The sequence below is a fragment of the Kineococcus sp. NBC_00420 genome (assembly GCF_036021035.1).
GTDB lineage: Bacteria > Actinomycetota > Actinomycetes > Actinomycetales > Kineococcaceae > Kineococcus.
In genome coordinates, this window is record NZ_CP107930.1 from 2,494,026 (window position 1) to 2,520,440 (window position 26,415).

The 26,415-nt window shown below is 74.0% G+C and carries 22 protein-coding genes; 5 read left to right on the forward strand and 17 right to left on the reverse strand.

Annotated elements, in window-relative coordinates; genetic code table 11:
• Positions 1-18: 18 nt before the first annotated feature.
• The 7 genes from OG218_RS12195 to OG218_RS12225 all read right to left on the reverse strand — a co-directional run bounded on the left by OG218_RS12195 (position 19) and on the right by OG218_RS12225 (position 6,576).
• Positions 19-567 carry a DUF1062 domain-containing protein gene (locus OG218_RS12195; protein WP_328293494.1) on the reverse strand — a complete coding sequence of 183 codons (549 nt, stop codon included), beginning with the start codon at positions 565-567 and terminating at the stop codon, positions 19-21.
• A 264-nt stretch (positions 568-831) separates the two neighbouring features.
• Positions 832-1,284, reverse strand: coding sequence for a 50S ribosomal protein L9 (gene rplI, locus OG218_RS12200; protein WP_328293495.1), 453 nt, complete (start codon positions 1,282-1,284; stop codon positions 832-834).
• 14 nt (positions 1,285-1,298) lie between these two features.
• Positions 1,299-1,535 carry a 30S ribosomal protein S18 gene (gene rpsR, locus OG218_RS12205; RefSeq protein WP_012085900.1) on the reverse strand — a complete coding sequence of 79 codons (237 nt, stop codon included), beginning with the start codon at positions 1,533-1,535 and terminating at the stop codon, positions 1,299-1,301.
• A gap of 167 nt (positions 1,536-1,702) precedes the next feature.
• Positions 1,703-2,320: a single-stranded DNA-binding protein gene (locus OG218_RS12210; RefSeq protein WP_328293496.1), complete on the reverse strand. Its 618-nt coding sequence runs from the start codon at positions 2,318-2,320 to the stop codon at positions 1,703-1,705.
• A complete protein-coding gene (gene rpsF, locus OG218_RS12215) occupies positions 2,320-2,616 on the reverse strand; it encodes a 30S ribosomal protein S6 (protein WP_328293497.1) in 297 nt (98 codons plus the stop codon). Before rpsF ends, OG218_RS12210 begins: the two co-directional genes overlap by 1 nt.
• A 235-nt stretch (positions 2,617-2,851) precedes the next feature.
• Positions 2,852-4,288 (reverse strand): glycosyltransferase family 87 protein, encoded by a 1,437-nt coding sequence (locus OG218_RS12220; protein ID WP_328293498.1) that lies wholly within the window; start codon positions 4,286-4,288, stop codon positions 2,852-2,854.
• Between the two features lie 14 nt (positions 4,289-4,302).
• Entirely contained in the window at positions 4,303-6,576 is a 2,274-nt protein-coding gene (locus tag OG218_RS12225; protein WP_328293499.1) for a transglycosylase domain-containing protein, read from the reverse strand.
• A 260-nt stretch (positions 6,577-6,836) separates the two neighbouring features.
• Between OG218_RS12225 and OG218_RS12230 the strand changes: the two genes are divergently transcribed.
• A complete protein-coding gene (locus OG218_RS12230; RefSeq protein WP_328293500.1) occupies positions 6,837-8,141 on the forward strand; it encodes an MFS transporter in 1,305 nt (434 codons plus the stop codon).
• Between the two features lie 19 nt (positions 8,142-8,160).
• Here the strand turns inward: OG218_RS12230 and OG218_RS12235 are convergent, their stop codons facing one another.
• The 3 genes from OG218_RS12235 to OG218_RS12245 form a co-directional block, all read right to left on the reverse strand.
• Entirely contained in the window at positions 8,161-9,771 is a 1,611-nt protein-coding gene (locus OG218_RS12235; protein WP_328293501.1) for a hypothetical protein, read from the reverse strand.
• A 287-nt stretch (positions 9,772-10,058) separates the two neighbouring features.
• The gene (locus OG218_RS12240; RefSeq protein WP_328293502.1) at positions 10,059-10,724 is read right to left on the reverse strand and encodes a GNAT family N-acetyltransferase; all 666 of its coding nucleotides are present in this window, start codon (positions 10,722-10,724) and stop codon (positions 10,059-10,061) included.
• Positions 10,725-10,773: 49 nt separating this feature from the next.
• Positions 10,774-13,053, reverse strand: a complete 2,280-nt coding sequence (locus OG218_RS12245; RefSeq protein ID WP_328293503.1) for a molybdopterin-dependent oxidoreductase — start codon at positions 13,051-13,053, stop codon at positions 10,774-10,776.
• A gap of 157 nt (positions 13,054-13,210) precedes the next feature.
• On the opposite strand from OG218_RS12245, the gene OG218_RS12250 reads away from it, so the two are divergent.
• Positions 13,211-15,085 (forward strand): diguanylate cyclase domain-containing protein, encoded by a 1,875-nt coding sequence (locus OG218_RS12250; RefSeq protein WP_328293504.1) that lies wholly within the window; start codon positions 13,211-13,213, stop codon positions 15,083-15,085.
• Between the two features lie 3 nt (positions 15,086-15,088).
• Here the strand turns inward: OG218_RS12250 and OG218_RS12255 are convergent, their stop codons facing one another.
• Positions 15,089-15,991, reverse strand: coding sequence for a P1 family peptidase (locus tag OG218_RS12255; protein WP_328293505.1), 903 nt, complete (start codon positions 15,989-15,991; stop codon positions 15,089-15,091).
• Between the two features lie 56 nt (positions 15,992-16,047).
• Here OG218_RS12255 and OG218_RS12260 point away from each other — a divergent pair, with 56 nt between their 5' ends.
• A complete protein-coding gene (locus OG218_RS12260) occupies positions 16,048-16,488 on the forward strand; it encodes a VOC family protein (protein WP_328293506.1) in 441 nt (146 codons plus the stop codon).
• Position 16,489: 1 nt separating this feature from the next.
• Here OG218_RS12260 and OG218_RS12265 read toward each other — a convergent pair whose 3' ends face one another.
• Entirely contained in the window at positions 16,490-18,211 is a 1,722-nt protein-coding gene (locus OG218_RS12265; RefSeq protein ID WP_328293507.1) for a GAF domain-containing SpoIIE family protein phosphatase, read from the reverse strand.
• A gap of 125 nt (positions 18,212-18,336) precedes the next feature.
• Between OG218_RS12265 and OG218_RS12270 the strand changes: the two genes are divergently transcribed.
• The gene (locus OG218_RS12270; RefSeq protein ID WP_328293508.1) at positions 18,337-18,705 is read left to right on the forward strand and encodes an ATP-binding protein; all 369 of its coding nucleotides are present in this window, start codon (positions 18,337-18,339) and stop codon (positions 18,703-18,705) included.
• Between the two features lie 13 nt (positions 18,706-18,718).
• Here the strand turns inward: OG218_RS12270 and OG218_RS12275 are convergent, their stop codons facing one another.
• From OG218_RS12275 to OG218_RS12290, 4 genes are all read right to left on the reverse strand, one after another.
• Positions 18,719-19,543, reverse strand: a complete 825-nt coding sequence (locus OG218_RS12275) for an aldo/keto reductase (RefSeq protein ID WP_328293509.1) — start codon at positions 19,541-19,543, stop codon at positions 18,719-18,721.
• A gap of 9 nt (positions 19,544-19,552) precedes the next feature.
• Positions 19,553-21,862: a putative bifunctional diguanylate cyclase/phosphodiesterase gene (locus OG218_RS12280; RefSeq protein ID WP_328293510.1), complete on the reverse strand. Its 2,310-nt coding sequence runs from the start codon at positions 21,860-21,862 to the stop codon at positions 19,553-19,555.
• Between the two features lie 159 nt (positions 21,863-22,021).
• The gene (locus OG218_RS12285) at positions 22,022-23,128 is read right to left on the reverse strand and encodes an alpha/beta hydrolase (RefSeq protein WP_328293511.1); all 1,107 of its coding nucleotides are present in this window, start codon (positions 23,126-23,128) and stop codon (positions 22,022-22,024) included.
• Positions 23,128-23,835 (reverse strand): GntR family transcriptional regulator, encoded by a 708-nt coding sequence (locus tag OG218_RS12290; protein ID WP_328293512.1) that lies wholly within the window; start codon positions 23,833-23,835, stop codon positions 23,128-23,130. Before OG218_RS12290 ends, OG218_RS12285 begins: the two co-directional genes overlap by 1 nt.
• A gap of 218 nt (positions 23,836-24,053) precedes the next feature.
• On the opposite strand from OG218_RS12290, the gene add reads away from it, so the two are divergent.
• Positions 24,054-25,088 (forward strand): adenosine deaminase, encoded by a 1,035-nt coding sequence (add, locus tag OG218_RS12295; RefSeq protein WP_328293513.1) that lies wholly within the window; start codon positions 24,054-24,056, stop codon positions 25,086-25,088.
• A 13-nt stretch (positions 25,089-25,101) separates the two neighbouring features.
• Here the strand turns inward: add and OG218_RS12300 are convergent, their stop codons facing one another.
• Positions 25,102-26,304, reverse strand: a complete 1,203-nt coding sequence (locus tag OG218_RS12300) for a fumarylacetoacetate hydrolase family protein (protein ID WP_328293514.1) — start codon at positions 26,302-26,304, stop codon at positions 25,102-25,104.
• Positions 26,305-26,415: the final 111 nt, after the last annotated feature.

Sequence of the window (26,415 nt, forward strand, 5' to 3'; positions counted from 1 at the left end):
GGCCGGGCCGTCGTGCGTTCAGCGCTTGAGCAGGAAGGCGAAGTCGCCGGACACCCTGCCGCGCAGGTCCACCGACGCGACGATCGTCCCGCTCTCGACCCACCGCTCGACCTGGGCCCGCGACAGCCCGAGCCCGGCGGCGAGGAGACGGACCGGTCGGACGGGGATCCGCGCCTCCACCCGCACCAACACCTCGAGCACCGCGTTCGGGTCCGACGGGACCGACGCTCCGCCGGTGTCCAGCCGCCAGGCGCCCGTCCAGTCCAGGACGACGTGGCGGAGGGCCGGCGCCCCGTGGAGCAGATCCGCGACCAGGTCGACGTCGTTGCGGTGCAGGCGGTTCAGCAGGTCCGCCGGCACCCGGCGGACGTGCACCCGTTCCAGCACGGGGACCTTGAGGGTCTCGCCGCAGGTCGTGCAGAGCGCCAGGAGCCAGGCGTCGAGCAGCTTGCCGCTGGCGTTGACGCGGAACCTCCCGCTGGGCGCGAAGCGGTCGTGACCGCACCGGGGGCAACGACGGACGATGAGGGGCAGGCAGGTGGGCGTGACCGCCCAGGTCGTGGGCATGGAGGGGCACCGTTCGGTGAGTTTCCGCAAGCAGGAGGAGCACGCGGCACGGAGCCGGCGCGCGACACATCAGCTCTCGGGAGTTCTCACAGAACGGACAACGGCTCGCCCTCGGTCGACCGGCAGGAAGCGACGACGGTATCGACGCCGCGCGATCGGGGACCACCGCTTTTCGGGGACGGCGGACGGATCGGGCCCGCCGTGGGAACGACGAAGGCCGGCCGCGCAGCGCGCGACCGGCCTTCGTTCAGTGCTGAACCGCTCTCAGGCGGTGGCCTCGACGACGTCGATGGTCACCGTCGCGGAGACGTCCGCGTGCAGACGGACGAGAGCCTTGTGCTGACCGGTCGTCTTGATCGGCTGCAGGATCTCGACCTTGCGCTTGTCGATCGACGGCCCACCGGCGGCGCTCACAGCGTTCGCGACGTCGGACGGGGTCACCGCACCGAACAGGCGGCCACCGCGACCGGTACGAGCGGCGAACGCCACCGTACGAGCCTCGAGCGACTGCTTGACGGACTTGGCCTCGTCGAGGCTGGCGATCGCGCGGGCCTTGCGGGCCTTGCTGATCGTCTCGACCTGCTTCTCGCCACCCTTGGTCCACGGAGTGGCCAGGTTGCGGGGAAGCAGGAAGTTGCGGCCGTAGCCGTCCTTGACCTCGACGATGTCGCCGGGGGTCCCGAGGCCGGAGACCTCGTGGGTGAGGATGAGCTTCATCTCGTTCCCCCTTCTCAGCGCGCGGAGCTGCTGTAGGGCAGCAGCGCCATCTCACGAGCGTTCTTGATCGCCTTGGCGATCTGACGCTGCTCCTGGACGGACACACCGGTCACCCGACGAGCGCGGATCTTGCCGCGGTCGGAGATGAACTTGCGCAGCAGCGCAGTGTCCTTGTAGTCGACCGCCTCGATCTTGGCGGCCTTGAGCGGGTTCTGCTTCTTCTTGGGCTTGCGCACGGGCACCTTGGCCATCGTGGTGCTCCCCTCTCGTGAGAGCCCAGGGGTTCAGACCTGGGATGACGTCTTGTGTGCGACCTGGCGGACGGCGACGGGGTCGCTGTCGTGAGGTCGATGAGACGCGGGTCGCGGAGGACTGGCCTCCGGGTCACCGGTCTCTCTGAATGCCGCAGTCCAGTCGCTCAGAACGGCGGGTCGTCGTTGGACGCGCCGCCCCAGCCACCGCCGCCACCGGAAGCGTTTCCGCCGCCGGACGGGCCGGTCGCCCAGGGGTCGTCCTGCTGCTGCGGGGCGCTGCCGCCGGAACCGCCACCCCAGCCGCCGCCACCGCCGCCGGAGTTGCCCCCGCCGGAGTTGGCGCCGCCGGAGCCGGAGCCGCCGGAGAACCCTCCGCCACCGCCGCCACCGAAACCGCCGCCACCACCACTACCGCCGCGGGAGGTCTTGTTGACCTTCGCGGTGGCGTAGCGCAGCGAGGGGCCGACCTCGTCGACCTGCATCTCGATGACGGTCCGCTTCTCGCCTTCCTTCGTGTCGAAGGTCCGCGACTGCAACCGACCGGTCACCACGACCCGCGTGCCGCGCGTGAGCGACTCGGCGACGTTCTCCGCCGCTTCGCGCCAGATCGCGCAACGCATGAACAGCGTCTCGCCGTCCTTCCACTCGTTCGACTGACGGTCGAACGTGCGGGGCGTCGAGGCGACCGTGAAGTTGGCCACCGCGGCACCCGACGGGGTGAAGCGCAGTTCGGGGTCGTTCGTGAGGTTCCCGATCAGCGTGATGACGGTTTCACCCGCCATCAGGCAGCCTCGGCTCGCAGAAGCTTGGTGCGCAGCACACCCTCGTTGAGGTTCAGCTGGCGGTCGAGCTCCTGCGCGACGGCGGGCTCGGTGGTGAGCTCGACGACGGCGTAGATGCCCTCGGACTTCTTCTTGATGTCGTAAGCGAGCCGACGGCGGCCCCAGATGTCGACCTTGCCGACCTCGCCACCGCCCTGACGAACGACGTTGAGGAAGCGGTCGAGGGACGGGGCGACCGTCCGTTCTTCCAGTTCCGCGTCGAGGATCACCATGAGCTCGTACTGACGCGCGCTCATTCCCCACCTCCTTCGGTCTCATGCGGCCACGGTCTCTCCGTGGCAGGAGGGTCTCGGTGCGTGTCTTCCCCCACCCGCTCACAGGTGCGAACGGTCGGGGAACCACACGAGTCTACCGGCCCCAGGACGCCCACCCTGCCGCAGCGGCCGGACGGGCCCCTGCGGTCCTCCACAGGCGGGGGCCGCGGTCGGGCCTGTGCACGCACGGACGACGCGGACGGCGGCGGACGGCGCCTCAGGCGACGCGCACGACCAGCGCGTCGGGCGCCCCGTCGAAGTCGCCACCGGTCGGGTCGTCCAGTCCGCGGGTCGCGCGGACGGCGTCGGTCGACGGCGTCCGCACCTCGCGCACGACGCAGACCACCAGCCAGGCGATCGCGGCCAGCCGCACGAGGAGGACCATCGCGTACAACTCGGGCGGCAACGCCCGGTTGGTGTTGGTCTGCCCCGCGATGTAGAGCCAGACGGCCCCGAAGTAGGCCCCTTCGGCCACCCACCAGAGCACCTGGTCGCGCCAGCGGGGGACCGCCAGGGCGGCCAGCGGCAGCAGCCACAACGCGGCCTGCGGGGGGAAGGACACCCCGAGCGCGCAGTAGCCGGCGACCAGCAGGAACGCGACCTGCACCAGCCGGGGACGTCGCGGCGCCCACAGCACGAACACCCCGACGAGGACGGTCCAGACGACCCACGCACCGATGGTCAGGACCACGACGGCGGGGCCCGGCAGACCGGAGGTGTTCGTGGCGTCGACGGCCTGCTGGGCCAGTTGCGGCAGGACCCAGAGCGATCCGTACCCGGCGCGCTGGTCGAAGAACGCCCGCAGGTAGGCGCTCCAGGCGTCGACGTTCGTCACGGCGAACGGCAGGTCGACGGCGAGCCACGCCGCGAGCGCGGCGCCCACCGTCGTCGCCGCCCCGCGGAACCGGCCGGTGCGCACCGCGAGCAGCACGATCGCGAGCAGGATCAGCACCGGGTAGGTGCGGGTCGCGACGGCGAGACCCAGCAGGATCCCCGCCGGCACCGGACGGCGTCGGGCCCAGCAGGCCATCCCGGCGGTGGCCAGCGCGACGCCGGCGAGGTCGAAGGACAGCAGGGCCGAGAGCGCCAGCACGGGACTGACGGCCACGAGCAGCGCGTCCCAGCCGCGACGGCGACCGGCCATCGTCCAGACCGCGATCGTCACGACCAGGGCCGCCACGAGCAGCAGGACCGTCGAGAGGTCGAAGTAGACCCGCTGCGCGGTGACCGTCACCTCGTGCGGCGCGAACCGGGCGACGAGCCAGGCCAGCGCGGAGGTCACCGGCGGCTGGTTCAACGAGACACCGTCGGCGTAGGGGCCGAGGCCGTTCGCCAGTCCCGAGGACGTGTAGACGACCGGCAGGTCGGTGTAGCAGGCGTGGACGAACTGGTCCGGGGTGTTCCAGCCGAGGGTGCGGCAGTGGTGCTTGCCGACGGCGCCCAGCGCGACGGCGACCGCCGTCAGCGACACCGCGACGGGGAGCGCTCGCGCCCACCACGGGCCGTCACCGGCGAGGCGACGGCCGGCCGGACCGCCGAGGACCTCGCTGCCCGCACGGGCCAGGGCGTCCACCGCGGTCGGCGGGACCGAGGGGACCTGCGGAGGCTTCGCCGGGGTGGCAGGGCCGGTGTGACCGGGGGACTCGGTGCTCACCCCCTCAGCTTCCCCTACCCGACGCTCGCGGCGCTCGCGGCACCGGTGGCGGCCGCGGCGTCCTGGGTCGCGGCCGCAGCGCCCTGGCCACCGGGGTTCCCGCCGTCACCGCTGCCCCCGGACGAGGACGAACTGCTGCTCGACGAGGACGAGGACGACGAGGAGGAAGAGCTCGAGGAGCTGCTGGGGGAACCGGACGGCGTCCCGGTCGGGCTGCTGGTGGGGTCACCCGTCGGGGAGTCCGTCGGGGTCTGCGTCGCGGTGTCCGTCGGGGAGTCCGTCGGGCTGTCCGTCGGGGACTGCGAGGTGGTCGAGGACGACGACCTCGAGGAGGACGAGCCGCTGGACGTCGACCCCTTCGAGACGCCGACGTTCGCGCGCGCCGGGAAGTCCTCCTCGTCGACGCCCTGGAGGGCGGCCTTCATGAAGGTCGTCCAGATGCGCACCGGGTAGGAACCACCGGTGACCTCACCGCCACCGAGGTCGAGGGGGACGTTCTTCGTGCCGTCGGGGCTGGTCTGGAACAACGCGACGGAGGCGGCGAGGTTCGGCGTGAACCCCGCGAACCAGGCCGCCAGGTTGTCGTTCGTGGTGCCCGTCTTCCCCGCGGCGGGACGGTTCAGCCGTTTGGCGTAGGAACCCGTCCCGGACTGCACGACCTGCTCCATGGCGTAGGTGGCGTCGGCGGCCACGTCGGCGGGGAACGCCTGCGTCGTCGTGGGCGACGCGGTGTAGGTCCGGGTGCCGGAGGTGTCGTCGATGCTGGCGATGGTGTGCCACGGGGTGCGGGTGCCCTGGGCCGCGAACGTCGCGTAGGACTGGGTCACGTCGATCGGGTGCGGCGACGCGGTGCCGAGGACGTTGGCGATGTACTGGTCCCCGGCCGTCCCCGTGGCGGAGTCCTCCGGGTACCCGGCTGCGACGGCGACGTCCCGGGTCTTCGCGGGAGTGACCTCTTCGTTGAGCTGGGCGTAGACGGTGTTGACCGAGTGCTCGGTGGCCGTGACGAGATCGATGGTGCCGAACTGCTCGCGACCGAAGTTCTTGAACGGGTTCCCGTCCACCGTCTGCGGGCTGGACCCGTTGAAGGTGGTCTTCAGCGAGTATCCCTGTTCCAACCCGGCCACGAGGGCGAACGGCTTGAACGTCGAACCGGCCTGCGCCCTGGCCTGCGTGACGTCGTTGAACTGCGTGGTGAGGTAGTCCGCACCGCCGTACATGGCCCTGACCCCACCGGTCTTCGGGTCGATCGCGGACAGCGCGACGTGGAAACCCTCCGGCCGCTGCGCCGGCAACTGGTCCGCGACGGCGGCCTCGGCCGCCTTCTGGGAGTTCACGTCGAACGTCGTGACGATCTTCAGCCCGCCGCGTTCGATGTCCTCCTCGGACAGCCCGACCGTCTTGGAAAGTTCGAGTTCGACGGTCTTCAGCAGGTACCCGTTCGAGCCGGACCACTGGGTGTTCGGCTGCTGCTCGATGGTGTCGGGCAGACCGGCGGTCGCGCGGTCGGCCGCCGACAACCAGCCCTCGGTGACCATCCCGTCGAGGACGTACTCGACGCGCGCCTTCGCGGCCGCGGCCTGCGTCTCGCCCTTGCGCGGGTCGTAGTTGCCGGGACCCTTCAGGAGGGCGGCGAGCAGCGCGCCCTGCGAGACGTTCAACTGCGCGGCGTCGACCCCGAAGTAGGCCTGCGACGCGGCCTGGATCCCCCACGCGCCACGACCGAAGTAGACGGTGTTCAGGTAGTTCTCGAGGGTCTCGTCCTTCGTCTGCTGCTGGTCGATCTTCAGCGAGATGAAGAACTCCTCGAACTTCCGCTTGTAGGACTGCTCGGCGGAGAGGTAGTAGTTCTTGACGTACTGCTGGGTGAGCGTCGAGCCGCCCTGGCTCGTCCCGTCGCTCACGTTGGTCCAGACCGCCCGCGCGATGCCCGTCGGCGACACGCCGCGGTTGTCGTAGAAGCTGCGGTCCTCGGCGGCGAGGACGGCCTTCTGGACGCTGTCCGGCACCTGGTCCAGCGACACGTTCTCGCGGTTGCGGGCCGCGAACGTGCCGATCACGGTGGTGCCGTCGGAGTAGTAGACGGTGCTGGTCTGGGCGTCGGCGAGCTTGTTCGGGTCGGGGACCTTCACCAGCGCGTAGGCGGCGGCGAACCCGCCGACGGCGAGCGCGATGCCGGTGAGAAAGAGCCCGAGGAGCCAGCCGAGGATCGTGCGGCGGCGCGGACGACGCTTCGGAGCGCCCCGACGCGGGGTCGGCGAGCTGGGTGCGGGTCGTCGTGCGGCCACGTGTGTCTGGTCCTCCGGCGGTCGTGCGCGTCGGCGCGGGGACTCTCTCCCGCGCCGGTCGCGTCCTGGGTGCTGCCGATCCATCGGCTGCGCGCGGCGCGGCCTTCGGCACCACGCCCTGGGTGCTCAACCCTCCCAGTATGCGTCGAGCCGCGGGTGCCGCCCGCCGCCGGTGCTGAGCCGACCGGGTGTGCACCACACCTCCACAGCCCTCTCGGCAACCCTCCCGAGGTCGCCCGGTGATCGCTACGGTGTGGCGCGTGCCGACCGCGGAGACCACGTCGCAGAACGGGATGCTGCACGAGTTGGGCGGGCTGCTGCGCACCGGCCGCTACCGCCACCTCATGGGGGTGCGCCTCACGGGGCAGGCCTGTGACGGGATCTTCCAGGCCGGGTTGGCGTCACTGTTCTTCTTCTCCCCCGAGCGGCAGGCGACGCCGGCGGGGGTCGCGTTCGCGGCGGCCGTGCTGCTGCTGCCGTTCACCGTCGTCGGCCCGTGGGCGGGGGTGCTGCTGGACCGTACGTCCCGCCGCTCGGTCCTGGGCCACGGGAACCTGCTGCGGGGCGGGTTGGCCCTCGTCGCGGCCGGGGCCCTGTTCACGGGGGCCGGCGACGTGGCGGTGGGGGTGCTGGCCCTGGCGGTGCTGTCGGTGAACCGCGCCCTGCTGGCGGGGTTGTCGGCGGCGTTGCCGCACGTGGTGGCGCCGGAGCGCTTCGTCCTGGCGAACTCGGTGACCCCGACGGCGGGGACCGTCGCGGCCGGGGCCGGCGCCGTCGCGGCGGTCGGGGTGACGGCCGTCGTCGGGCCGGGTGGCGGGGCGGACGTCGCGGCGCTGCTGGTCGCCGCGATCGGCTACGTCGTCGCCGGTGGCCTGGCGCTGCTCTTCCCCCGGGAGCTGCTGGGGCCGCCACCGGGTTCCGCGGGGACGTCCGCGCGGGGTTTCCGCGCCGACGTCGCGGACGTCGTGGCGGGGGTGGCGCACCTGCGCGACCGGCTTCCCGCGGCGGGTGCCCTGGGGTTGATCGCGTGGCACCGCTGGTCCTTCGGGCTGACGACGGTGGCGATGGTCGTGCTGTGCCGCACCACGGTGGCCGACGTCGACGACCCGGCGGCCGGGTTGGCCGCGTTGGGGCTGCTGCTGGGGGCGGTCGCGGCGGGGTCGGGGGCCGCGGCGGTCCTGGCGCCGTGGGGGGCCCGGCGCGGACGGGTCCACGCCTGGATCCGGGTCTGCCTGCTCGTGGCGGGTGCGGCCCAGGTCGCGATCGGGCTGACGCAGTCGCCGGTCGCGCTGGCGGTGGCGGCCGGCCTCCTCGGGCTCGGGGGTCAGGGCGCGAAGATCGGCGTCGACACCGTCGTCCAGCGCACGGTCGACGACGCCTTCCGCGGGCGGGTCTTCACGGCCTACGACCTGGTGTTCAACGTGAGCTACTGCCTGGCGTGCGCCGCGGCCGTCGTACTCGTGCCCGCCGACGGCCGGCTCGGCGGGGTCGCCGTGGTCCTGGGCGTCGGCTACGGCGTCTGCGCGCTGACGCAGGGCCGCGGCCGGGCCCGGGTCGCGGACTGAGGGTCGACCGGGAGGTCGGCTAGGGGGTCGGCTCGCCGACGGGGGTCGGCAGGCCGCCCAAGGTCATCGTCGGTCTGCTCGACGGGGACGCCGACCCGCCCGGTGGGGTGCTGCTCGGCGGGAGGGACCCGGTGCCGCCGGGCGAGGTCGGGCCGGTCGTCGTGGGAGGGGTGGACGTCGGCGGGGTGGACGTCGGCGGGGTGGACGTCGGCGGGGTGGACGTCGGTGGAGTGCTGGAGGGTCCGCCCGGGGTGCGGGTCCCCTGCGGCAGCGGCGGGGCGCCGATCCCCCCGCCGACTCCACCCGAGGGCGGGATCACCGAGGTCGTCGGCGTCGCGGCCGGCGGGACGACGGGCGCGGTCGTCTGCGCGAGCGCGGGCGGTGCGGCCGCGGGGGGGAGCGAGGGCGGCGGCACGAGGGCGGGGTCGGTCGGTGGGACCGAGGCCCCCGTCGTGGCGGAGGTGGACGACGACGACCGCCGGGTCGAGGGGGCCTGCGCACCGGAGGACGTGCTCGAGGACCCGTCGGTGGCCGCGGGAGCGGCCGGCGCCGACGACGTCGGCAGGGAGTCCGCCGTCCGGGGCGGCTGGACGATCGCGACCGGGTTGGGGACGTCCTTCAACCGGCCCTGCTGCACGGCCGCGATCGCGACGGCCGTCCCCGCGGTGGCCAGGAGCAACGCGCCGACCACGACGACGACCGGCCGCTTGGGCAGCGACCGTGCCTCGCGCGCGACCGGGGCCGCGAGGACCGCGGGCGGGAAGTCGGTGCCGTCGTAGGGGTCCAGCGAAGGACGCGGTTCGACGAAGGCGCGCATCCCGTTCACCCACGCGGGCAGGCGGTCGGGGCGCTGGGCGGGGTCGGCGGACAGCGCCTGCAGCAGGAGGTGGCCGAGTCCCGGGTGCTGGGCCGTCAGCGTCGCCGCGGCGAGCTGCCGCTTCACCAGGGCGGGGTCGAGGACACCGTCCGGGGAGGTCGAGGGCGGCATGCCGGTGAGGATCAGGACGGCGGTCGCACCGAAGCCGAAGACGTCGCTGGCGGCCGAGGGCAGCGCCCCCTCGCGGACCTCCGGGGCGGTGTAGGCGCCGACGGAGCGCTGCGCGACGGGACCGCGGCGCAGGCCGCCGAGGCTGGCGCCGGAGAGCCGGACCCCGTCCGCGGGCCAGAACCCGCCGAGGCGGACCGAACGCGGGGTGATGTCGCCGTGCACGACGGGCGGGGCGTCCTCGGAACCGCGGTGCAGTTCCTGCAGGACGCCGGCGGCGGTCGCGAGGACGGTGAAGCGTTCCTCGACGCTGGCGCCCGGGTCGTCGCGCAGCCAGTCGGCGACGGAGCGCCCCGCGGCCTGCTCGAGGACGGCGTAGTTCCACTCCCGGGCGTCGGGGTCGGCCCGGCCCGGCCGGTGCGGGGCGGGGCCCGCGAACGTGGAGACGACCCCGGCCAGGCGGGCGTGGCGGACCCGGGCGAGACCGGCGGCGCGTTCGCGCCACAGCACCTCGGGCGGGGTCGTGACCACGTCGTCGCCGTTGTCGTCGCCCTCGTGCACGACCTCGAGGCCGTCGGTGACCGTCGGGCGCAACGCGGCCAGGGTGAACAGCGCCTCACCGGTCGCGGCACGGTGGTCGATCACGTGCCACGCCTCGTCGGCGCCTTCGGCCTCACCGAGCAGCTCGTACCGGTCCGGATCGTCAGCGGGTCCCGCGTGGTGACGGACGAGCGAAGGAGCGTCGGATGAGGTCAGCCTGTCGTCAGGCCAGCCCTCGGTCGTCACCTGCGGCACCTCCGCACCTCGGCGGTGCCGCGCCTCAGGACGAGGGCGCACCGTGTTCGGGGCTCCATGATGCCCCACGCGGAGCAGCGCTCGGACCCGAACGCAGCACCCACGGGACGAAACCTTGAAGTTCACCGGCCGGCGCGCTATGGGACACCCGGGACGAGCGCCGCGCGGGCGGGTTCCACGCCCTGCAGGCGCACCTCGCGGCGGGGTCCGGCCGCCCAGTCGGCGACGTCGAGGCGCAGGCGCTGCTGCACCGCGACACCTCCCCCGCGCACGCTCCGGTGCTGTCCGTCCTCCCGGTAGCCGAGCCGGCGCGAGACCGCGAGCGAGCGCGGGTTGTCGAGGTAGGCCTCGCTGCGGGCGCAGACCGCGCCGAACCCCTCGAACGCCAGGTGCAGGACGGCCGCCCGCATGAGCGGCCCGGTCCCGCGACCCTGGTGCTCCAGGCCGAGCCAGGACCCGGTGACGACCTCGCGCAGCACGGGGAACCCGTTCGCCTCCAGGGACTGCGTCCCGACGACGACCCCGCCCCGGCGCACGACGAAGTCGAGGCGCCACGCCTCCGGTGACCAGCCGCTCCACCCGCTGAGCTGCCAGCGCAGGGTCCGGCGGGCGCGTTCGGCCGGTTCGCCGTCGGTCCAGGGGTTCGCGAAGGGCATGGCGTCGGGGGCGTGGACGCCGCGGGCCGCGACGGCGGCGAGTTCCACGACCCCGTCGAGGTCCCCGGTGCGCAGTTCGACGTCACCCTCGGGGTCCGGCACGACGAGGCGGAGGTCGGCGAAGGGGTGCAGGTCGACGGGGAGCACGTCCCGAGCCTGCCGGGTTCCCCGACCCCGGGGCCAGCCGTTTCCGCCGCTACGGCTGGTCGAAGATCGTCACCCGCGGCGGAACGCCGTCGAACGCGCTGACCTGGACCGTCGCGTGCTGACCGGTGCAGGCCTGCGCGAGCCGGGAGGAACCGACGTCGCGGGTGAGGACGTTGACGTTGCCGTACCCGCAGGTGACCCCGGCCGCGGCCCCCGCGACGGGGTCGAACCAGGAACCGGTGGACATCTGCACGACGCCCTCCCGGACGGCGTCGGAGACGACGAGTCCCCCCAGGCAACTGCCGCGGCGGCTGCGCAGCACGACGACCTGACCGTCGTGCAGTCCCCGGGCGGCGGCGTCGCGGGCGTGCATGCGGACGGGTTCGCGGCCGGCGACCTTGCCCGCCTGCGACGTCGCGCCGTGGTCGAGCTGGCTGTGCAGTCGCGTGGCGGGGTTGTTCGCCACCAACCGCAGCGGGAACTCCCCGTCGGGTTCCTCCTCGGGCGCCAGCCAGACGGGGTGGCCGGGGCAGTCGTCGTAGCCGAAACCCGCGATGGTGCTCGAGTGCAGTTCGATCCGGCCGCTGGGGGTGCGCAACGGGAACGTCTCAGGGTCCGCCCGGAAGGAGGCGAACATGACCTTCTCGCCGGGTTCGACGGGCAGGGCGAACTCCCCCGCGGCGACGAACTCGGCGTAGGTCGGGGCGAGGATCCCGGCCCGGGACGCCGGGCCGGAACGCCACTCCTCGTAGAGGTGCTCGACCCACTCCTGCGCCGTGCGCCCCTCGGTGAACCGGTCGCCGACGCCGAGGCGCCGCGCGAGGTCGGCGAGGACGGCGTGGTCGTCGCGGGCCTCGCCGAGGGGGGCGTGCACCCGGCCCATCGCGATGAGCCGGTCGTCGTAGCGGGCGGCGCCGATGTCGTCGCGTTCCAGGGTCGTCGTCGCGGCGAACACGACGTCGGCGTGGCGGGCGGTGGAGGTCCAGAACGGGTCGTGGACGATGACCGTCTCGGCCGCGCGGAACGCGCGCTGCAGGCGCTGCAGGTCCTGGTGGTGGTGGAAGGGGTTGCCCCCCGCCCAGTGCACGATCCGCAGGTGCGGGTAGTCCTCGTGCCGACCGTCGACCTCGTACGGTTCGCCGGGGTGCAGCAGGGCGTCGGAGATGCGGGCGACGGGGATGCGGACCCGCAACGGGTCGGCGAACTGCGGGAACGTCGGCAGCGGGTAGCTGCCGGCGCGTTTCCCGACGCCACCGGTGGAGGCGTAGCCGTGCCCGAAACCGCCCCCGGGCAGGCCGATCTGGCCGATCATCGCGGCGAACGCGACGGCGGCCCACAGGGGCTGCTCCCCGAACCGGGCGCGGGCCACGGACCAGCTGACCATGACCATGGTCCGGCCGCGGACGGCCCGGCGGGCGAGGTCGCGGATGCGCCCGGCGGGGATCCCGCAGATCTCCGCCGCCCACTCCGGGGTCTTCTCGATCCCGTCGTCGCCCCCGCGCAGGGAGTGCAGGAACTCCGGCGAACCCGCGGTGTGCGTCGCGAGGAAGTCCGCGTCGCAGGTGCCGTCGGTGAGCAGGACGTGGCACATCGCCAGCAGCAGCGCCGTGTCGGTCCCCGGGACGACGTCGAGCCAGTCGGCGTCGAGCTCGGTGGCGAGGTCGTCGCGCAGCGGGGACACCAGGACGAACTCGGCGCCGCGCGCCTTCGCCGACCGCAGCCGCCCGGCCACCTCGTGCCGGCTGATGCCGCCGCTGGCGACCTCGGAGTTCTTCGCGGGCAGCCCGCCGAAGGCGATGACGAGGTCGGTGTGGGCCTCGACGCTGCTCCACGCGGTGGGCGAGATCAGCGGTTCCTGGCTGCCGACGATCCGCGGCATCAGCACCTCACCGACACCGTGGCTGTACGTCCACGTGGAGCGGACGGCACCGCCCAGGACGTTGGAGAACCGGTGCAGCTGGCTCTGGGAGTGGTGGAAGCGGCCGGCGCTGGCCCAGCCGTAGGACCCGGCGTAGACGGCCCGCGGGCCGTGCTCCGCGAGCACCCGGGTGTAGTCGGCCGCGACCCGGTCGAGCAGTTCGTCCCACCCGACGGCGAGGAACTCGTCGCGGCCCCGGCGCTCGTCGGGTCCGGGTCCGTCCTCCCACCAGCCGCGGCGCACGTGCGGTCGCAGCACCCGCGCCGTGGGGGTGGCCGCGACCGGGACGTTGTGCAGCAACGACGACGGCGCCGGGTCGTCGGGGTGCGGGGTGACCCGCAGCCCCTCGCCGTCGGAGGTGGCGTGGAAGGCCCCCCAGTGGGAGGAGTGCGGGATCCCGGAGCTGCTCACCGCCCCAGGATCGCCGATGCGGCGGGTCGCTCGGGGCGCGCGTCGCTCCCCCGCCGCGGGAGCGGGTCGACGACGGTCCGGTACCGGCGTGGTCACGATTCGGATTCACCCGGACGGAGTACTCAAGTCCGCGGCCGGACCTGCCGAGGAGGGGGTCATGATCGCGAGAGTCCACGACCTCCGGACGGGTGGCCACACCGTCGACCGTTCGGACGAACGGACGGAGCAGCCGCAGCGCCTGCGTGGCGGCGGCGTCCGGCTCGGGGTCACGACCGCCGTCGTCGTGGCGGTCCTGTCGGTGGTGGCGCCGTTCCTGGTCCGGGCCGATCACGCGGCGGACGTCGTCTGGTGGCCGGCCGCGGGGGCGGCGCTGGCCCTGGCGGTGCGCCGACCGGCCCGGCGGTGGTGGTGCGTCGCCGGGACGCTCGTCGGGGCCCTGGCCGCGAGCAAGCTCCCCGGCGGGGTCGAGGACGGCACGACGGTGATCGCGAGCGCGCAGGCGCTGCAGTGCGGGGTCGGCGCTGCCGTCGTCTCCGTGCTCGGCCGAGGGGAGTCTGCGAGCTCGCGCACCGGTCTGCGCCTGCGACGGGGTCGTGACGCGTGGCGCCTGACCGCCGGCGCACTGGCCGGGGTGGCCGCAGCCGCGCTGCTGCTGCAGACCTCGGAGTCCGGCAGCGCGGTGGCCTACGCCCTCAGCCAGCTGCTGGGCATCCTGCTCGTCGCACCGCTGATGCTGATGCCCCGCCCGCCGCGGGCCGGCACCGGGGACCACCGCGCCCGGGCCGCGATCTCGGAGTGGCTGCTCGTCCTGATCCTCTCCGCCGTCGTCTCCGCCGCGGTCCTCCACCGCGGTGCCGTGGGACCCTGGTCGTTCCTCGTCGTGCTGCCGATCCTCTGGGGCGCAGCCCGTCTCGGGGTCGGCCGCGCGCTCTCCTGCCAGCTCGTCGTCGCGGTGATCGCGACCGCCGGGGCCGGCGTGCACCCCGCCGGCGGGCAGGGGCCGGTGGCGTTGCAGGCGCTGCTCTTCACCTCCGGCGCCGTCGCGCTGGTCATGTCGCTGGTCGTGCGCTCCCGCGAACGGGCCGTCGTCACCGCCTCCCGCCGCGAGGAGGTGTTCCGCCGGACCTTCGACGACGCCCTCCTCGGGGTCGCACTGCTGCGGCTGCGCCCGGACGGTTCGGCCGTCGTCGCCCGCGTCAACGACCGTCTGCAGTCGATGCTCGGGGTCGAGGTGGAGGTCGGTTCCGACTGGGCCGAGCAGGTCCACCCCGACCAGCGCGGGACCTTCGTCGCGGCCGTCGCCGAGATGGCCGACGAGGTCGTCGCCGGTCGCAACGCCCACTGGCACGCCGAACTGCAGCACGGTGACGGGGAGGTCTGGCTGGAACTGGCGGCAGCGGCCTGGCCGACCCCGGGCGAGAACGGTCCGGGCGAGGTCGGCGCCGTCGTCCAGGTCGCCGACGTCACCCAGCGCCGCCTCGTCCAGCGCCGCCTGCGCGAGGCCGCGCTGCACGACCCGCTGACCGGCCTGCCCAACCGCACCCTCCTCGAGGACCGGCTGCGGCACGCGCTGTCCGCCGCCCACCGCAGCGGCAACCACGTCGCGCTGCTCTACTGCGACCTCGACGACTTCAAGCCCGTCAACGACACCGGCGGCCACGCCGCCGGCGACCACGTCCTCATCGGCGTCGCCGAACGACTCGCCGCGGCCGTCCGTCCCGGCGACACCGTGGCCCGCCTCGGGGGCGACGAGTTCGCCGTCGTCTGCCCCGACCTGCCCGACGAGGCCGCCGCGGCCGCCGTCGCCGAACGCGTCGTCGCCGCGATGACCGACCCCTTCCCCGTCGCCGGCTGGGAGTTCACGGTCGGCATCAGCGTCGGGCTCGCGATGGCGGACCTCGACCAGGACGCCGCGCGCGTCCTGCAGCAGGCCGACGCCGCGATGTACGAGGCGAAGGGTTCCGGCAAGGGCCGGGTCCGCAGCGCCGGCCCCGTCGCCCGCACCATCGACCTGCGCCACGCGGGCGCCTGAACCTCAGCCCGGGTAGCGCGCGAACGGACCGACCGTCTCGGCGCTCGCGATGCCGTCCAGCACCGCGTCCCGCACGACGTCGGCGGTGACCCGCTGCAGGTCCACGAGTTCGCGGACCCGGGCGGCCCGCTCCGCCGCGAGCGGGACCGTCCCCGTCGCGAGCGCGAAGACGGTGTCGCCGTCGGCGAGGGTGTGGACGGGGTTCAGCGCCCGGGCCAGGCCGTCGTGGGCGACCGTCGCGGTCCGCGACGTCTCTGCCGGGTCGAGCAGCGCGTTCGTGGCGACCACGACGAGCGTGGTGTTCAGCGGCCCCGGTTCCACGGGTCCGGCAGCGGGCCCCGCCACGGGCAGCCCGACCGCGTTGACGACCGCGAGCGCCGCCACGACCACCTCGCCCGAACGCGCCGAGGCGGACCCCACCCCGCCCTTGAACCGGCCCCCGACGACCGCACCGGTCCCGGCGCCCACGATCCCGCGCTCGACGGGGCCGGGGTGGGCGGAAGCGGCTGCGTCGTAGCCCATCTGCTCGGTGGGGTGGTGGCCGAAGACCCCACCGCGACCGAGGTCGAAGACCGCCGCGGCGGGCACGATCGGGACGACCTCGCCCGGGCCGGGACCGACGGGGAACCCGCGGCCCCGCTCGGCGAGCCACCGCTGCACGCCGTGGGCGGTGACGAGGCCGTAGGCGGAACCTCCGGCGAGCACGACGGCGTCGACCGTCGGCACGAGGGTCCGCGGGTCGAGGGCGTCGGTCTCGTGGGTCCCGGGCCCGCCGCCGCGCACGTCGACCCCGCCGACGGTGCCCGGGGGGACGAGGACGGCGGTGACGCCGGTGAGCCAGCCGTCGCCCCGGCGGGTGACGTGGCCGACCTCGAGGCCGGGGACGTCGGTGAGGGAACCGTTCACCGCGCCCACGCTAGTTCCGCCGCGCGGGAACGGGCGCTGGGGGTGAACGTGGCGCCATGACGAACGCGCCCTCCGCCCGCCCGACGGGCATCCACCACGTCCGGCTCACCGTCACCGACATCGCCCGCTCGAAGTCGTTCTACGAGGACGTCTTCGGAGTCCACCCCGTCGTCGACTTCAGCGACCGCGTCGACGAGACCGGAGTTCGCGAGGACCCGGAGAAGATGTTCGGCGGGTGCGCCTTCGCGGTAGGCGACCAGATCCTCGGCCTGCGCCCGGTCGCCCCGGCCGGCGACACCTTCGCCTCCACCCGGGTGGGCCTCGACCACCTCAGCCTCGCCGTGGCCACGACGGCGGAGCTCGCCGCGGCGGCCGAACGGTTGGCCGAACGCGGTGTCGCGCACGGCGAGATCGTCGAACTCACCGACATGGGCATCGCGATCCTGTCCCTGCAGGACCCCGACGACATCAACCTGGAACTGACCGCGCCCCTCTGAGTCAGGGGAAACGCACGGCGAGGAGCGCGCAGTCGTCCTCGCCGCGCGTCCCGACGAGTTCGGCGAGCAGTTCGTCGAGGAGCACGTCCAGGCCCGCGCCGACGTGGCGGGTCAGGGAGGACCGGACGCGTTCGATCCCGCCGGTGAGGCTGTGCCCGCGGTGCTCGATGAGCCCGTCGCTGTAGAGCAGGAGCGTCGCGCCCCGCGGGACGTCGACGACGTGCTCGTGGCGCTCGACCTCGGGCAGCAACCCGACGAGCAGGTCGGCGGGGCGGTGGAGCAGTTCGGTCGTCCCGTCGGGGTGCAGCAGCACCGGCGGCGGGTGTCCCGCGTTCGTCCACCGCAACCGGTACCCCGCACCGGAGGCCTCGACCCGGGCGAGGACCAGCGTCGCCAACCCGTCCACCCCGAGACCGGACATCCCCCGGTCCAGGCGCGACACCAGCTCCGGGGGCGTTCCCTCCCGGTCCCACACGAAGGCCCGCAGCAGTCCCCGGACCTGCCCCATCGTGGCCGCGGCCACCATGTCGTGGCCCGTGACGTCGCCCAGGACGAGGGTCGTGTCCCCCGTGGGCCCGACGACGACGTCGTACCAGTCGCCGCCGATCTCTTCCTCGCGGCTGGCCGGGACGTAACGCCCCCGCACCGCGAGCTCACCCGTGGACGCCGGCAACCGCGGCAGCAACGACCGCTGCAGCACCTCCGCCCGGGAACGCCGTTCGGCGTCCAGCGTCGCGCGGTCCAGGGCCTGGGCGGTGAACCGGGCCAACGCGCTCCACACGTCGGCCTCGTCCGCGAGCGTGAGGCGCTCGGAGTCCCAGACCAGGCACAGCACGCCGATCAGCCGGTCCTGCACCAGCAGCGGCAGGTACGCCGACGCCGCGAAGACGGGCAGCGTCGCCTGCGCCCCGACGGCGGGGAACGCGGCGAGCAGCTCGTCGACGTCGGCGAAGAGCAGCGGCCGGCGCTCGCGGGCGGCGCAGGCGATGGGCAGCGGCGCGTCGAGGTCGACGAGCTCCCACCCGGCCCCGGTGCCGGGGGGGAGGGTCGTGAGGTCGGCGAAGCGCAGCCGCCGGTTGCCCGCCTCGGGCAGCAGCAGCCCGCTCCAGGCCCCGCCCAGCCAGGACCGGGTGACGTTGGCGACGGTCGCGCTGACCTCCGCGACGGTCCGGGCTCCCACGAGGGCGTCGGCGAGGTTGAGCAGCAGCCGGTTGCGTTCCTCGAGGACGCGCAGGCCCAGTTCGGCGGAACAGGCGGCGGCGAGGTCCTCGAGCACCTCGATCTGCTCGGCGGTCCAGCGCCGCGGTGCCCCGTCGATGGCGCAGAGGACCCCCACGACGGGTGAGGTCGGGTCCGCGACCCCGGTCCGGGGGTCGGGCAGACGCAGCGGCGCGCCCGCGTAGGCCACGACGCCGAGGTCGGGGATGGCGAGGGAGTCGGCGGTCAGCGGGTCGAGCCGGGCGTCCTCGACGGCGAAGACCTTGCCGGAGGTGACGACGTGCTGGCACAACGAGTGGGTCAGCGGGGTCTGGCGCCGGGTCTGCCACGGTTCGGGCAGTCCGACCGCCCCGGGGAAGACCTGACCATCGCGGCTGACCATCGACACCAGCGCCACGGGCGTGCCGAGGGCGAGGGTCCCCAGCCGGGCGAACCGGTCGAAGTCCGCGTCCGGGTGCGCGGGAAGCAGGGTGGTGCTGCTCAGTCCGCGAACCCGTTCCTCCACCGGAGCATCATGCCCGGTGCGTGCGCTCCCCAGCACCGGTCGGGCGATCGGGGGGCGTCCCGGTTGCCGACGTGGGACCGGGTGCCAGAGTTGACTCCACACGAGTGGGGACGAACGGGAGTGGCATGACGCGTCTGGAGCTGCGGGCTGACCCGTCGGCTGCTCGGCGCGCCCGGTCCTGGCTGCGCGAGGAGTTCGCCGCCGTGGACCTCCCGACCCGCGTCCGGCAGACGCTGGAGCTGCTCACCACGGAGCTGGTCACCAACGCCGTGCGCTACGGCGGGGAGCCCATCGAGCTGCGCCTGCGCCGCGCGGTCGGGTCCGTGCGGGTCTCGGTCAGCGACGGCGGGCCGGGGACGCCGGAGGTGCACCACGTCCCCCCGACCGCCACCGGAGGGCGGGGCGTCGCGCTCGTCGACACCCTCGCCCTGCGGTGGGGTTCGGACGCTGCGGGGGCGGGCAAGACCGTCTGGTTCGAGCTCGCCCTGCAGTGACCGGGAGCGGTCCTCAGCCGAAGACGTCCGGGTCCGGCCCGGTCCGCTCGGCGCGTTCGAGCCCGCTGATCGCCGCGACCTGGTCACCGCTCAGCTCGAAGCCGACGACGTCGAAGTTCGAGACGATGCGTTCCGGCGTCACGGACTTGGGGATGACGATGTTGCCCTGCTGCAGGTGCCAGCGGATGACGACCTGGGCCGGGGTGCGGCCGAGTTCCGCCGCGATGCCGGTGACGACCGGGTCGGCGACGAGGTCGAGGCGCTGGGCCAGCGGGCTCCACGCCTCGGTCGCGATGCCGTGCTCGGCGTGGAAGGCCCGCAGGTCGTCCTGGACGAGGTAGGGGTGGACCTCGACCTGGTTGACCGTGGGGACGGTGCCGGTCTCGTCGAGGAGCTTGCGCAGGTGGGTCTTCTGGAAGTTCGAGACGCCGATGGTGCGCACGCGTCCCGACGCCTTGATCTCCTCGAACGCCTTCCAGGTCTCGACGTAGTCGTCGGCCTGCGTCGGCCAGTGGATGAGGTAGAGGTCGAGGTAGTCCAGCGCCAGCTTGGACATCGAGGCGTCGAAGGCCGCGAGGGTCTTGTCCCGGCCGTGCTCCTCGTTGGTGAGCTTGGTGGTGATGAACACGTCCTCGCGGGGGATCCCGCTGGCGTGCAGGGCGTCACCGACACCGGCCTCGTTGCCGTACCCGGCGGCGGTGTCGATGTGGCGGTAGCCGGCCTGCAGGGCCTGCAGCACGACCTCCGCGGTCTGCTCCGGCGGAACCTGCCAGACGCCGAACCCCAGCTGGGGGATCTCGACGCCGTCGTGCAACTTCACGAGAGGTACCTGGTTCATGCCGAAACCCTATGGCGCACTCCCCACCCCGGCGAGGCGGACCGTCAGCCAGTCGCGGAACGCCGCGGCCGACAGGGGTTCGGCGTGCAGGAACCCCTGGGTCGTGTCGCAGCCCATCTCGCGCAGGACCTCCAGCGTCGCCAGGTCCTCGACCCCCTCCCCCACGATCCGCACCCCGAGTTCGTGACCGAGCCAGATGGTGGAGGCGACGATCGCGGCCGAGCGCGGGTCGCGGGCGATGTCGGCGACGAAACCCCGGTCGAGCTTCACCTCGGCCACCGGGAGTTCCTTGAGGTAGGCCAGTGAGGAGTACCCCGTCCCGAAGTCGTCGATCGACAACGCGACCCCGAGTTCCCGCAGGCCGTCGAGGACGGAGCGGGTCCGGGGGGACCGGCTCATGAGGACCGTCTCGGTGATCTCCAGGCCGAGTCCGGCGGGTTCCACCGCGTGCCGGCCCAGGAGTTCCGCGACCCGGGTGGGCAGGTCGACGTCGAGCAGGTTCGTCGCCGAGAGGTTCACCGCCAGCCGCAACCGCGACCCGGGGAACTCGACGCGCCAGGACGCCGCCGCGGCGAGCGCGTCGTCGAGGACCTGGTGGGTGAGGTGGCCCATCAGCCCGTGCCGTTCGGCCTCGTCGAGGAACTCCACGGGGCTGAGCAGGCCCAGGTCGGGGTGGTCCCAGCGGACCAGGGCCTCGGCTCCGACGACGGCGCCGTCGGCGACGTCGAGCTGCGGCTGGAAGAGCACGCGCAGGTGCCCGCAGGCCCCGGGCACCTCACCGGGGTCGGCGAGGCCCAGGGCGGAGCGCAGCTGGGTCATGAGGGTCAGGCTGCCCCGGCCACGGGCGGTCCCCCCGGGTTCACCCGACCCGAACGCGCACACCCGACCGCCCAGCGTCTTCGCCTCGTACATGGCGATGTCCGCGCACCGCAGCAGGTCGGACGGGCGCTGGGCGTCGTGCGGGTAGCCCGCGACCCCGATGCTCGCGGCGACGTGGACGCGGTGCCCGAGCAGGTCGTAGGAACGGACCATCGCGGTGTGCAGGGCGACGGCGTCGGCGACGGCGCTCGCCTGGTCGGCGTCGGGGATCAGCAGGGCGATCTCGTCCCCGCCCAACCGGGCGACCAGGACGGCTGCCGGGGCCGCCTGGACGAGCTGACGGACCACCTGGCGCAGGAGCTCGTCACCGGCGGCGTGCCCGAGGCCGTCGTTGACCTCCTTGAAGCGGTCGAGGTCGACGAGCGCGAGACCGAAGGGCTGCTCGCTCGCGCACCGCCGTTCCAGGTCGGCGAGCAGCGCCCGGCGGTTCGCGATGCCCGTCAGGTCGTCGGTGAGGGCCTCGCGGCGCAGCGTCGCGAGCTCCAGGAGCTCCTGCTGGGAGAGCACCATCCGCACGACGGCGGCGGCCGCGGCCCCCGCGGCCAGCCAGATCGCCGAGTCCGTCAACGGGTGCACGTGGTCCACGACGAGCAGCGCGAAGCAGGCGGGCAGGACGACCGCGGGCGTGATCACGATGGAGATCCGGGAACGGGTGCGCGGGCCGACGGCCGTCCGCACCTGCAGGGCGGAGACCCCGAGCAGGGCGATCCCGACGACGGCGATCCCGTCGACGCCGCTGCCCGGGGCGTAGCGGCCGGCGATCGAGACGACGGCGAACGTGGTGTCCGCCGCGACCAACGCGGCGAAGCCCGCGGCGGGCAACCACCACCGCCCGCCCGTGCGCAGGGCGGTGAGGACGCTGCCCACCAGCAGGAGCGCGTCGACCACGACGAGCATCACCCAGGTCGTGACCGCTGCGGACGGCAGCCCGCTGGCGCCGACGAGGGGCCGCACCAGGAACTCCTGGGCGAGGGCCGCGACGAGCAGGACGATCCCGAGGGCCTCGGCGACGTACCCGACGCGCCAGCGCTTCGCCCCCACCCAGACCAGCCGCACGATCGCGACGAGCATCGCCCCGTAGCCCACCACGTAGCCGACGTCCAGGCCGGTGATCCCGCGCACCCCGCGACCGAGGACCGCCTCGGCGACGTCGAAGGCGATCTCGGAGGCGCAGTACGCCCCCACCCCGAGCGCCAGCACGGCCCAGAACGGGCTGATCCGCCGGCAGTGCCAGGCCCGCCACCCCAGGGCCACGAGGGCCGCGACCTCGACGCCGTTGCCCAGGGTCGTGTCCGCGAAGCGGCCACTGCCCGAGGGCAGGAGTCCGAGGGCCACGCCGAGGCACACCACCCCGTAGGCCAGGGCCGCGAAGACCAGGACCCAGCTCGCCCGGTTGGCCCGTCGCAGGGTCACGGCGTCGACCGGGAACTCCTGCGCCACGCGTCAGCCCTCCCCGGTGACCGGGTGCCGGACGTCCGCAGCGCGCGGCTGCGGGACCCGCAGCACGGCACCTGACGAGACGACGCTCACGAAGAGAGATGTTGCCCTACTCTGCGTCGCCGTGGGGCCGTTCCGCCGGTCGGTCGACCTCCGCCCGGTTCACCTGCCCGCCGCGAGCCCCCCACCTGCGGGGACGCCCGTCGTGGGCAGGGTGACGGCCCGGTCGCGCAGGTCGACGACCCGTGGTCCCGCGGGCGGACGGCGGTCGAGGGTGGTGGCCAGGTGGTCCGTCGCCGCCCGCACCGCACCGGCGGCGCTCACCAGGCCCGGCACCGCGACGAAACCGTGCGGCACCCCCTCGACGAGCACGCGGCGGACGTCCACCCCCGCCGCGAGCAGCCGTTCGGCGTACTCGTACGCCTCGTCGCGCAACGGGTCCGCACCCGCGACGACGACCGTCGCCGGGGCCAGACCGCTCGCGTCGGGGATCCGCAGCGGCGAGACGTCCGGACGGCGACGCGTCGCGCGGTCCGGCACGTACATCCGCCAGAACCACGCCAGGTCCTCCAGGGAGAGTCCCAGGCCCGCTCCGAACTCCCGGTGGGACGGTCGGTCGAGGTCGCAGTCCAGGACGGGGCAGAACAACGACTGGTGGACGATCGGCGGGACGAACCCCGACCGCGAGCGCAACGCCAGGACGGCCGCGAGCTGGCCTCCCGCGCCGAGACCCGCCACGACGAGCGGCCCCCCGAACCCTTCGACGTCCCCGTCGGCCAGCGCACCCAGCAGGGTCGCGGAGTCCTCGAGCGCCGCCGGGTAGGGGTGCTCCGGCGCGAGCCGGTACCCCAGGCTCAGCACCGCCACCCCGGCGCCCGTCGCGATCGCGCGGCAGAGCGAGTCGTCGACGTCGCGCTCCCCCAGCGCCCACCCCCCGCCGTGCAGGTAGAGGACGCTGGCCCGACTCCCGGTGCGCGGCAGGTAGGTGCGCGCCGGCAGCGGACCGGCCGCCCCGCGGACGGTGACGTCGCGCACCACGAGCGCGGCGTCCTCGACCGGTCCCGGCGCGTCCTGCCGGGCCCGGGCCCGGGCCACCGCGATGCCGGCCACGTGGCGCGGCACCAGCCGGCCCGTCTCCCGCTCGCGGCGGGCGACCAGCCGGGCCGCCTGGGGATCGCTCAGCCGGGGGTCGAGCTCGACGTCCGGGGGATCTCCCGGGGTCGGGTGGGACGTCGCCGAGCGCACACCCCGGGAGGAGGGGCCCGCCATCAGGAACCCCCCGGGAGCGCGCGGTCCTGCGCCCCTCGACGGACGACGGCCTCGACGGCGTCCCACGCGGGACGCCGGTGGGCCAGGCAGGCGCTCGCGAGCGCCGCGGCGTCGTGCGCCGCGAGGGCCGCCAGGACGGGGCGGTGCTCGGCGACGGCCTCGGCGACGCGGTGCGGGACGGCGTCGAGGGCCGCGGCGACGGCCAGGTGCCAGGACCCGTTGAGCGACTCCACCAGCGCCTGCAGCCGCGGGGAGCGGGTCGCCGCCGTGAGGAGGTCGTGGAAGGCGGCGTCCAGGGGGGCGTGCTCCTCGGGCGTCCGGACCTGCTCCAGGCGCTCCTGCACCGAGCGCATCCGGGCGAGCTCCTCGGCCGTGACGCGTTCCGCGGCCAACCGGGCCACCAGCGGTTCCACCGCCTCGAGGAGCATCCGGATCTCGAGGAGCTCCGTGAGGTCCACCAGCCGCACCGTGGCGCCGCGACGCGGGTCGAAGCGGACGTAGCCCTCCGCCGCGAGGTCGCGCAGCGCCTCCCGCACGGGGGCGACGCTCACCTGGAGGTCGGCGGCGAGGGCGCTCTGGCGCAGGTGCTCCCCCGGTTTCCGGACGCCGGAGAGGATGTCGTCGCGCAGCGAGCGGCGGACGCGTTCGTGGACCGTCGTCCGCGGGGGCCCGGTCTCGGTCTCGGTCTCGACGAGTGCCCCGCTCATGCGGGGTGACCGCCGGCAGGACCCGGCAGGACGCCGCGGCGGGGGCGGGGCTGGGTCATCGGAGGCCTCTCGGTCGCGGCGTGGGAGGACGGACGCCGGGTGCTCCGATCCTCGGTGCCGCGATCGCCCCGCGCGTTGCCGTCGTGTTGCGTTCGTGTTGCGCGGAGCCGGGACCGGCGGGCGCGCCGGGGGTCGGGCGAGCGGGCAGGATGACGGCCATGAACGACGTCGCGGACCACGCCGCCTTCACCGCCCGACTTCCCAAGGTCGAGCTGCACCTGCACCTCGAGGGGACGCTGGAACCCGACCTCAAGCTCGAACTCGCCCGCCGCAACGGGATCGACATCGGGCAGCAGAGCGTGGAGGAGGTCCGCGCGACCTACGTCTTCGACTCCCTCGCCTCGTTCCTCGGCGTGTACTACCCGGCGATGGACGTCCTGGTGACCCGCGCCGATTTCCGCGACCTGGCGATGGCGTACTTCCGCAAGGCGGCCTCGCAGAACGTCCGGCACGCGGAGGTGTTCTTCGACCCGCAGGTGCACGTGGCCCGCGGGGTGGCCTTCGAGGACGTCGTCCTCGGCTACCACGACGCCGTGCTCGAGGCGGAGCGCGAGTTCGGGCTCAGTGCCGGTCTGATCCTCTGCATCGTGCGCGACCTGCCGCTGGAGAGCGCGGAGGCCACGATCGAGGCGGCGATGGGTTTCCGCGACCAGATCGTCGGGATCGGCCTGGACTCCGACGAACGCGGCAACCCGCCCGCGAAGTTCGCGGACCTCTTCGCGAAGGCCCGCGCGGCCGGGTTCAGGCTCACCGCGCACTGCGACATCGACCAGGAGAACACCACCGAGCACCTGCGCCAGGTGATCGAGGACATCGGGGTCGACCGCATCGACCACGGCACGAACGTCGTCGAGGACCCGCGTCTGCTCGCCCTGGTGACCGAGCGCGGGATCGGGTTGACCTGCTGTCCGATCTCGAACTCGTTCGTCACCGACGACTCCAAGGCCCCCGTCATCGCCGACCTGCTGCGCCGCGGGGTGAAGGTGACGGTGAACTCCGACGACCCCGCCTACTTCGGCGGCTACGTCACCGAGAACCTCATCGCCCTCACCCGCGCGGCGGCCCTCGACTTCGACGACCTCATCCAGCTGCAGCGCAACGCGATCGAGGTCTCCTGGGCGAGCGACGAGGTCCGCGAGGGGTTCCTGGCGGAACTCGACGCGTACGAGGTCCTCGCCGCCCCCGACCTCTGAGCGCGCGTGCCGTTCAGCCCGCGGTCCCGGGGGCGCCCAGGAGGCCGCGGGCGGCCAGGTTGTGCATGAGCTCACGGATGCCGAAGGTCCAGTCGGGGGCGTTCTCCGCGGTGTCCACCGTGTTGACCAGGGTGCCGAGGGAAGGCGAGCTGATCGTCACGACGTCGCCCGGAGCGTGCGTGAACCCCTGGCCCGGTGCGTCCCGGTCCTCGGTGGGGGCGAACATCGTCCCGGTGAAGAGGACGAACCCGTCGGGGTAGCGGTGGTGGGGGCCCCAGGCGTGGGCGAGCAGTTCCTCCGGTGCCCGGCTGATCTCGCTCACGGAGTTGACGCCGTTCAGGGTGTAGCCGTCCCGCCCGCGCACGGTGAGCTGCACGTCCTGGGCGACGGCGTCGGCCAGGGTGAAGTCCTCGTCGAAGAGCCGCAGGAACGGTCCGATCGCGCACGAGGCGTTGTTGTCCTTGGCCTCGGTCAGGAGCAGGGCGCTGCGGCCCTCGAAGTCCCGGAGGTTGACGTCGTTGCCGAGGGTGGCGGCAACCGCCCGCCCCCGCGAGGACGCGACCAGGACGAGTTCCGGCTCCGGGTTGTTCCAGGTCGACCGGGCCAGCACGCCGATCGTCGCCCCGCTGCCGACGGCCGAGAGGACCGGGGCCTTCGTGAAGATCTCCGGGTCCGGCCCGATGCCGACCTCCAGGTACTGCGACCAGAGGCCTTCCTCGCGGAGCACCTGCTTGACCCGCTCGGCTTCGGGGGATCCCGGCCGCACCGAGGAGATCGCCCCGCCGATGACCTCGGCGAGGCGGTCACGCACCTCGCGGGCCAGGGTGGCGTCGCCGGCCGCCCGCTCCTCGACGACCCGTTCGAGCATGCTCGAGACGAAGGTCACCCCGGCCGCCTTGAGGACCTGGAGGTCCACCGGGGCCAGCAGGTGCGGTCGGTCGCGGTGGCCGGCCGTGGTCGCGGCCAGCAGGTCGTCGATCGGCCAACTCCGTCCCGCCGGTGCCGCCCGGACGAGCTCGACGACGTCCTCGCGGTCGAGCAGTTCGCTCACCGTGCTCGCGACCGCGGTGATGTCGTGGGCCCGTCCCCCGCGCACGACGACCACGCACGGGCCGGCGACGTCCGGGTCGTGGAGGCGTCCGACGAGGACGGCGCGGTCGGCGTCGGCGGGCAGGACGGCTCCGGCGGCCGGGAGGTCGGGGGTGGGACGTGACACGGGGACAGCTCCTCGTCGGGCGACGGTGCGGGAACGCGGCGGGCCCCAGGGTCGCGTGCCGACTCCGGGGCGCGTCCAGCGGGCCTGCCCGGGGCACCCGACGAGGAGGTC

Excerpts from the sequence above, each read along its gene's own strand:
- OG218_RS12195 (WP_328293494.1), bottom strand. The coding sequence starts at position 567 with ATGCCCACGACCTGGGCGGTCACGCCCACCTGCCTGCCCCTCATCGTC.
- rplI (WP_328293495.1), bottom strand. The coding sequence starts at position 1,284 with ATGAAGCTCATCCTCACCCACGAGGTCTCCGGCCTCGGGACCCCCGGC.
- rpsR (WP_012085900.1), bottom strand. The coding sequence starts at position 1,535 with ATGGCCAAGGTGCCCGTGCGCAAGCCCAAGAAGAAGCAGAACCCGCTC.
- OG218_RS12210 (WP_328293496.1), bottom strand. The coding sequence starts at position 2,320 with ATGGCGGGTGAAACCGTCATCACGCTGATCGGGAACCTCACGAACGAC.
- rpsF (WP_328293497.1), bottom strand. The coding sequence starts at position 2,616 with ATGAGCGCGCGTCAGTACGAGCTCATGGTGATCCTCGACGCGGAACTG.
- OG218_RS12250 (WP_328293504.1), top strand. The coding sequence starts at position 13,211 with ATGATCGCGAGAGTCCACGACCTCCGGACGGGTGGCCACACCGTCGAC.
- OG218_RS12260 (WP_328293506.1), top strand. The coding sequence starts at position 16,048 with ATGACGAACGCGCCCTCCGCCCGCCCGACGGGCATCCACCACGTCCGG.
- OG218_RS12270 (WP_328293508.1), top strand. The coding sequence starts at position 18,337 with ATGACGCGTCTGGAGCTGCGGGCTGACCCGTCGGCTGCTCGGCGCGCC.
- OG218_RS12275 (WP_328293509.1), bottom strand. The coding sequence starts at position 19,543 with ATGAACCAGGTACCTCTCGTGAAGTTGCACGACGGCGTCGAGATCCCC.
- OG218_RS12285 (WP_328293511.1), bottom strand. The coding sequence starts at position 23,128 with ATGGCGGGCCCCTCCTCCCGGGGTGTGCGCTCGGCGACGTCCCACCCG.
- OG218_RS12290 (WP_328293512.1), bottom strand. The coding sequence starts at position 23,835 with ATGAGCGGGGCACTCGTCGAGACCGAGACCGAGACCGGGCCCCCGCGG.
- add (WP_328293513.1), top strand. The coding sequence starts at position 24,054 with ATGAACGACGTCGCGGACCACGCCGCCTTCACCGCCCGACTTCCCAAG.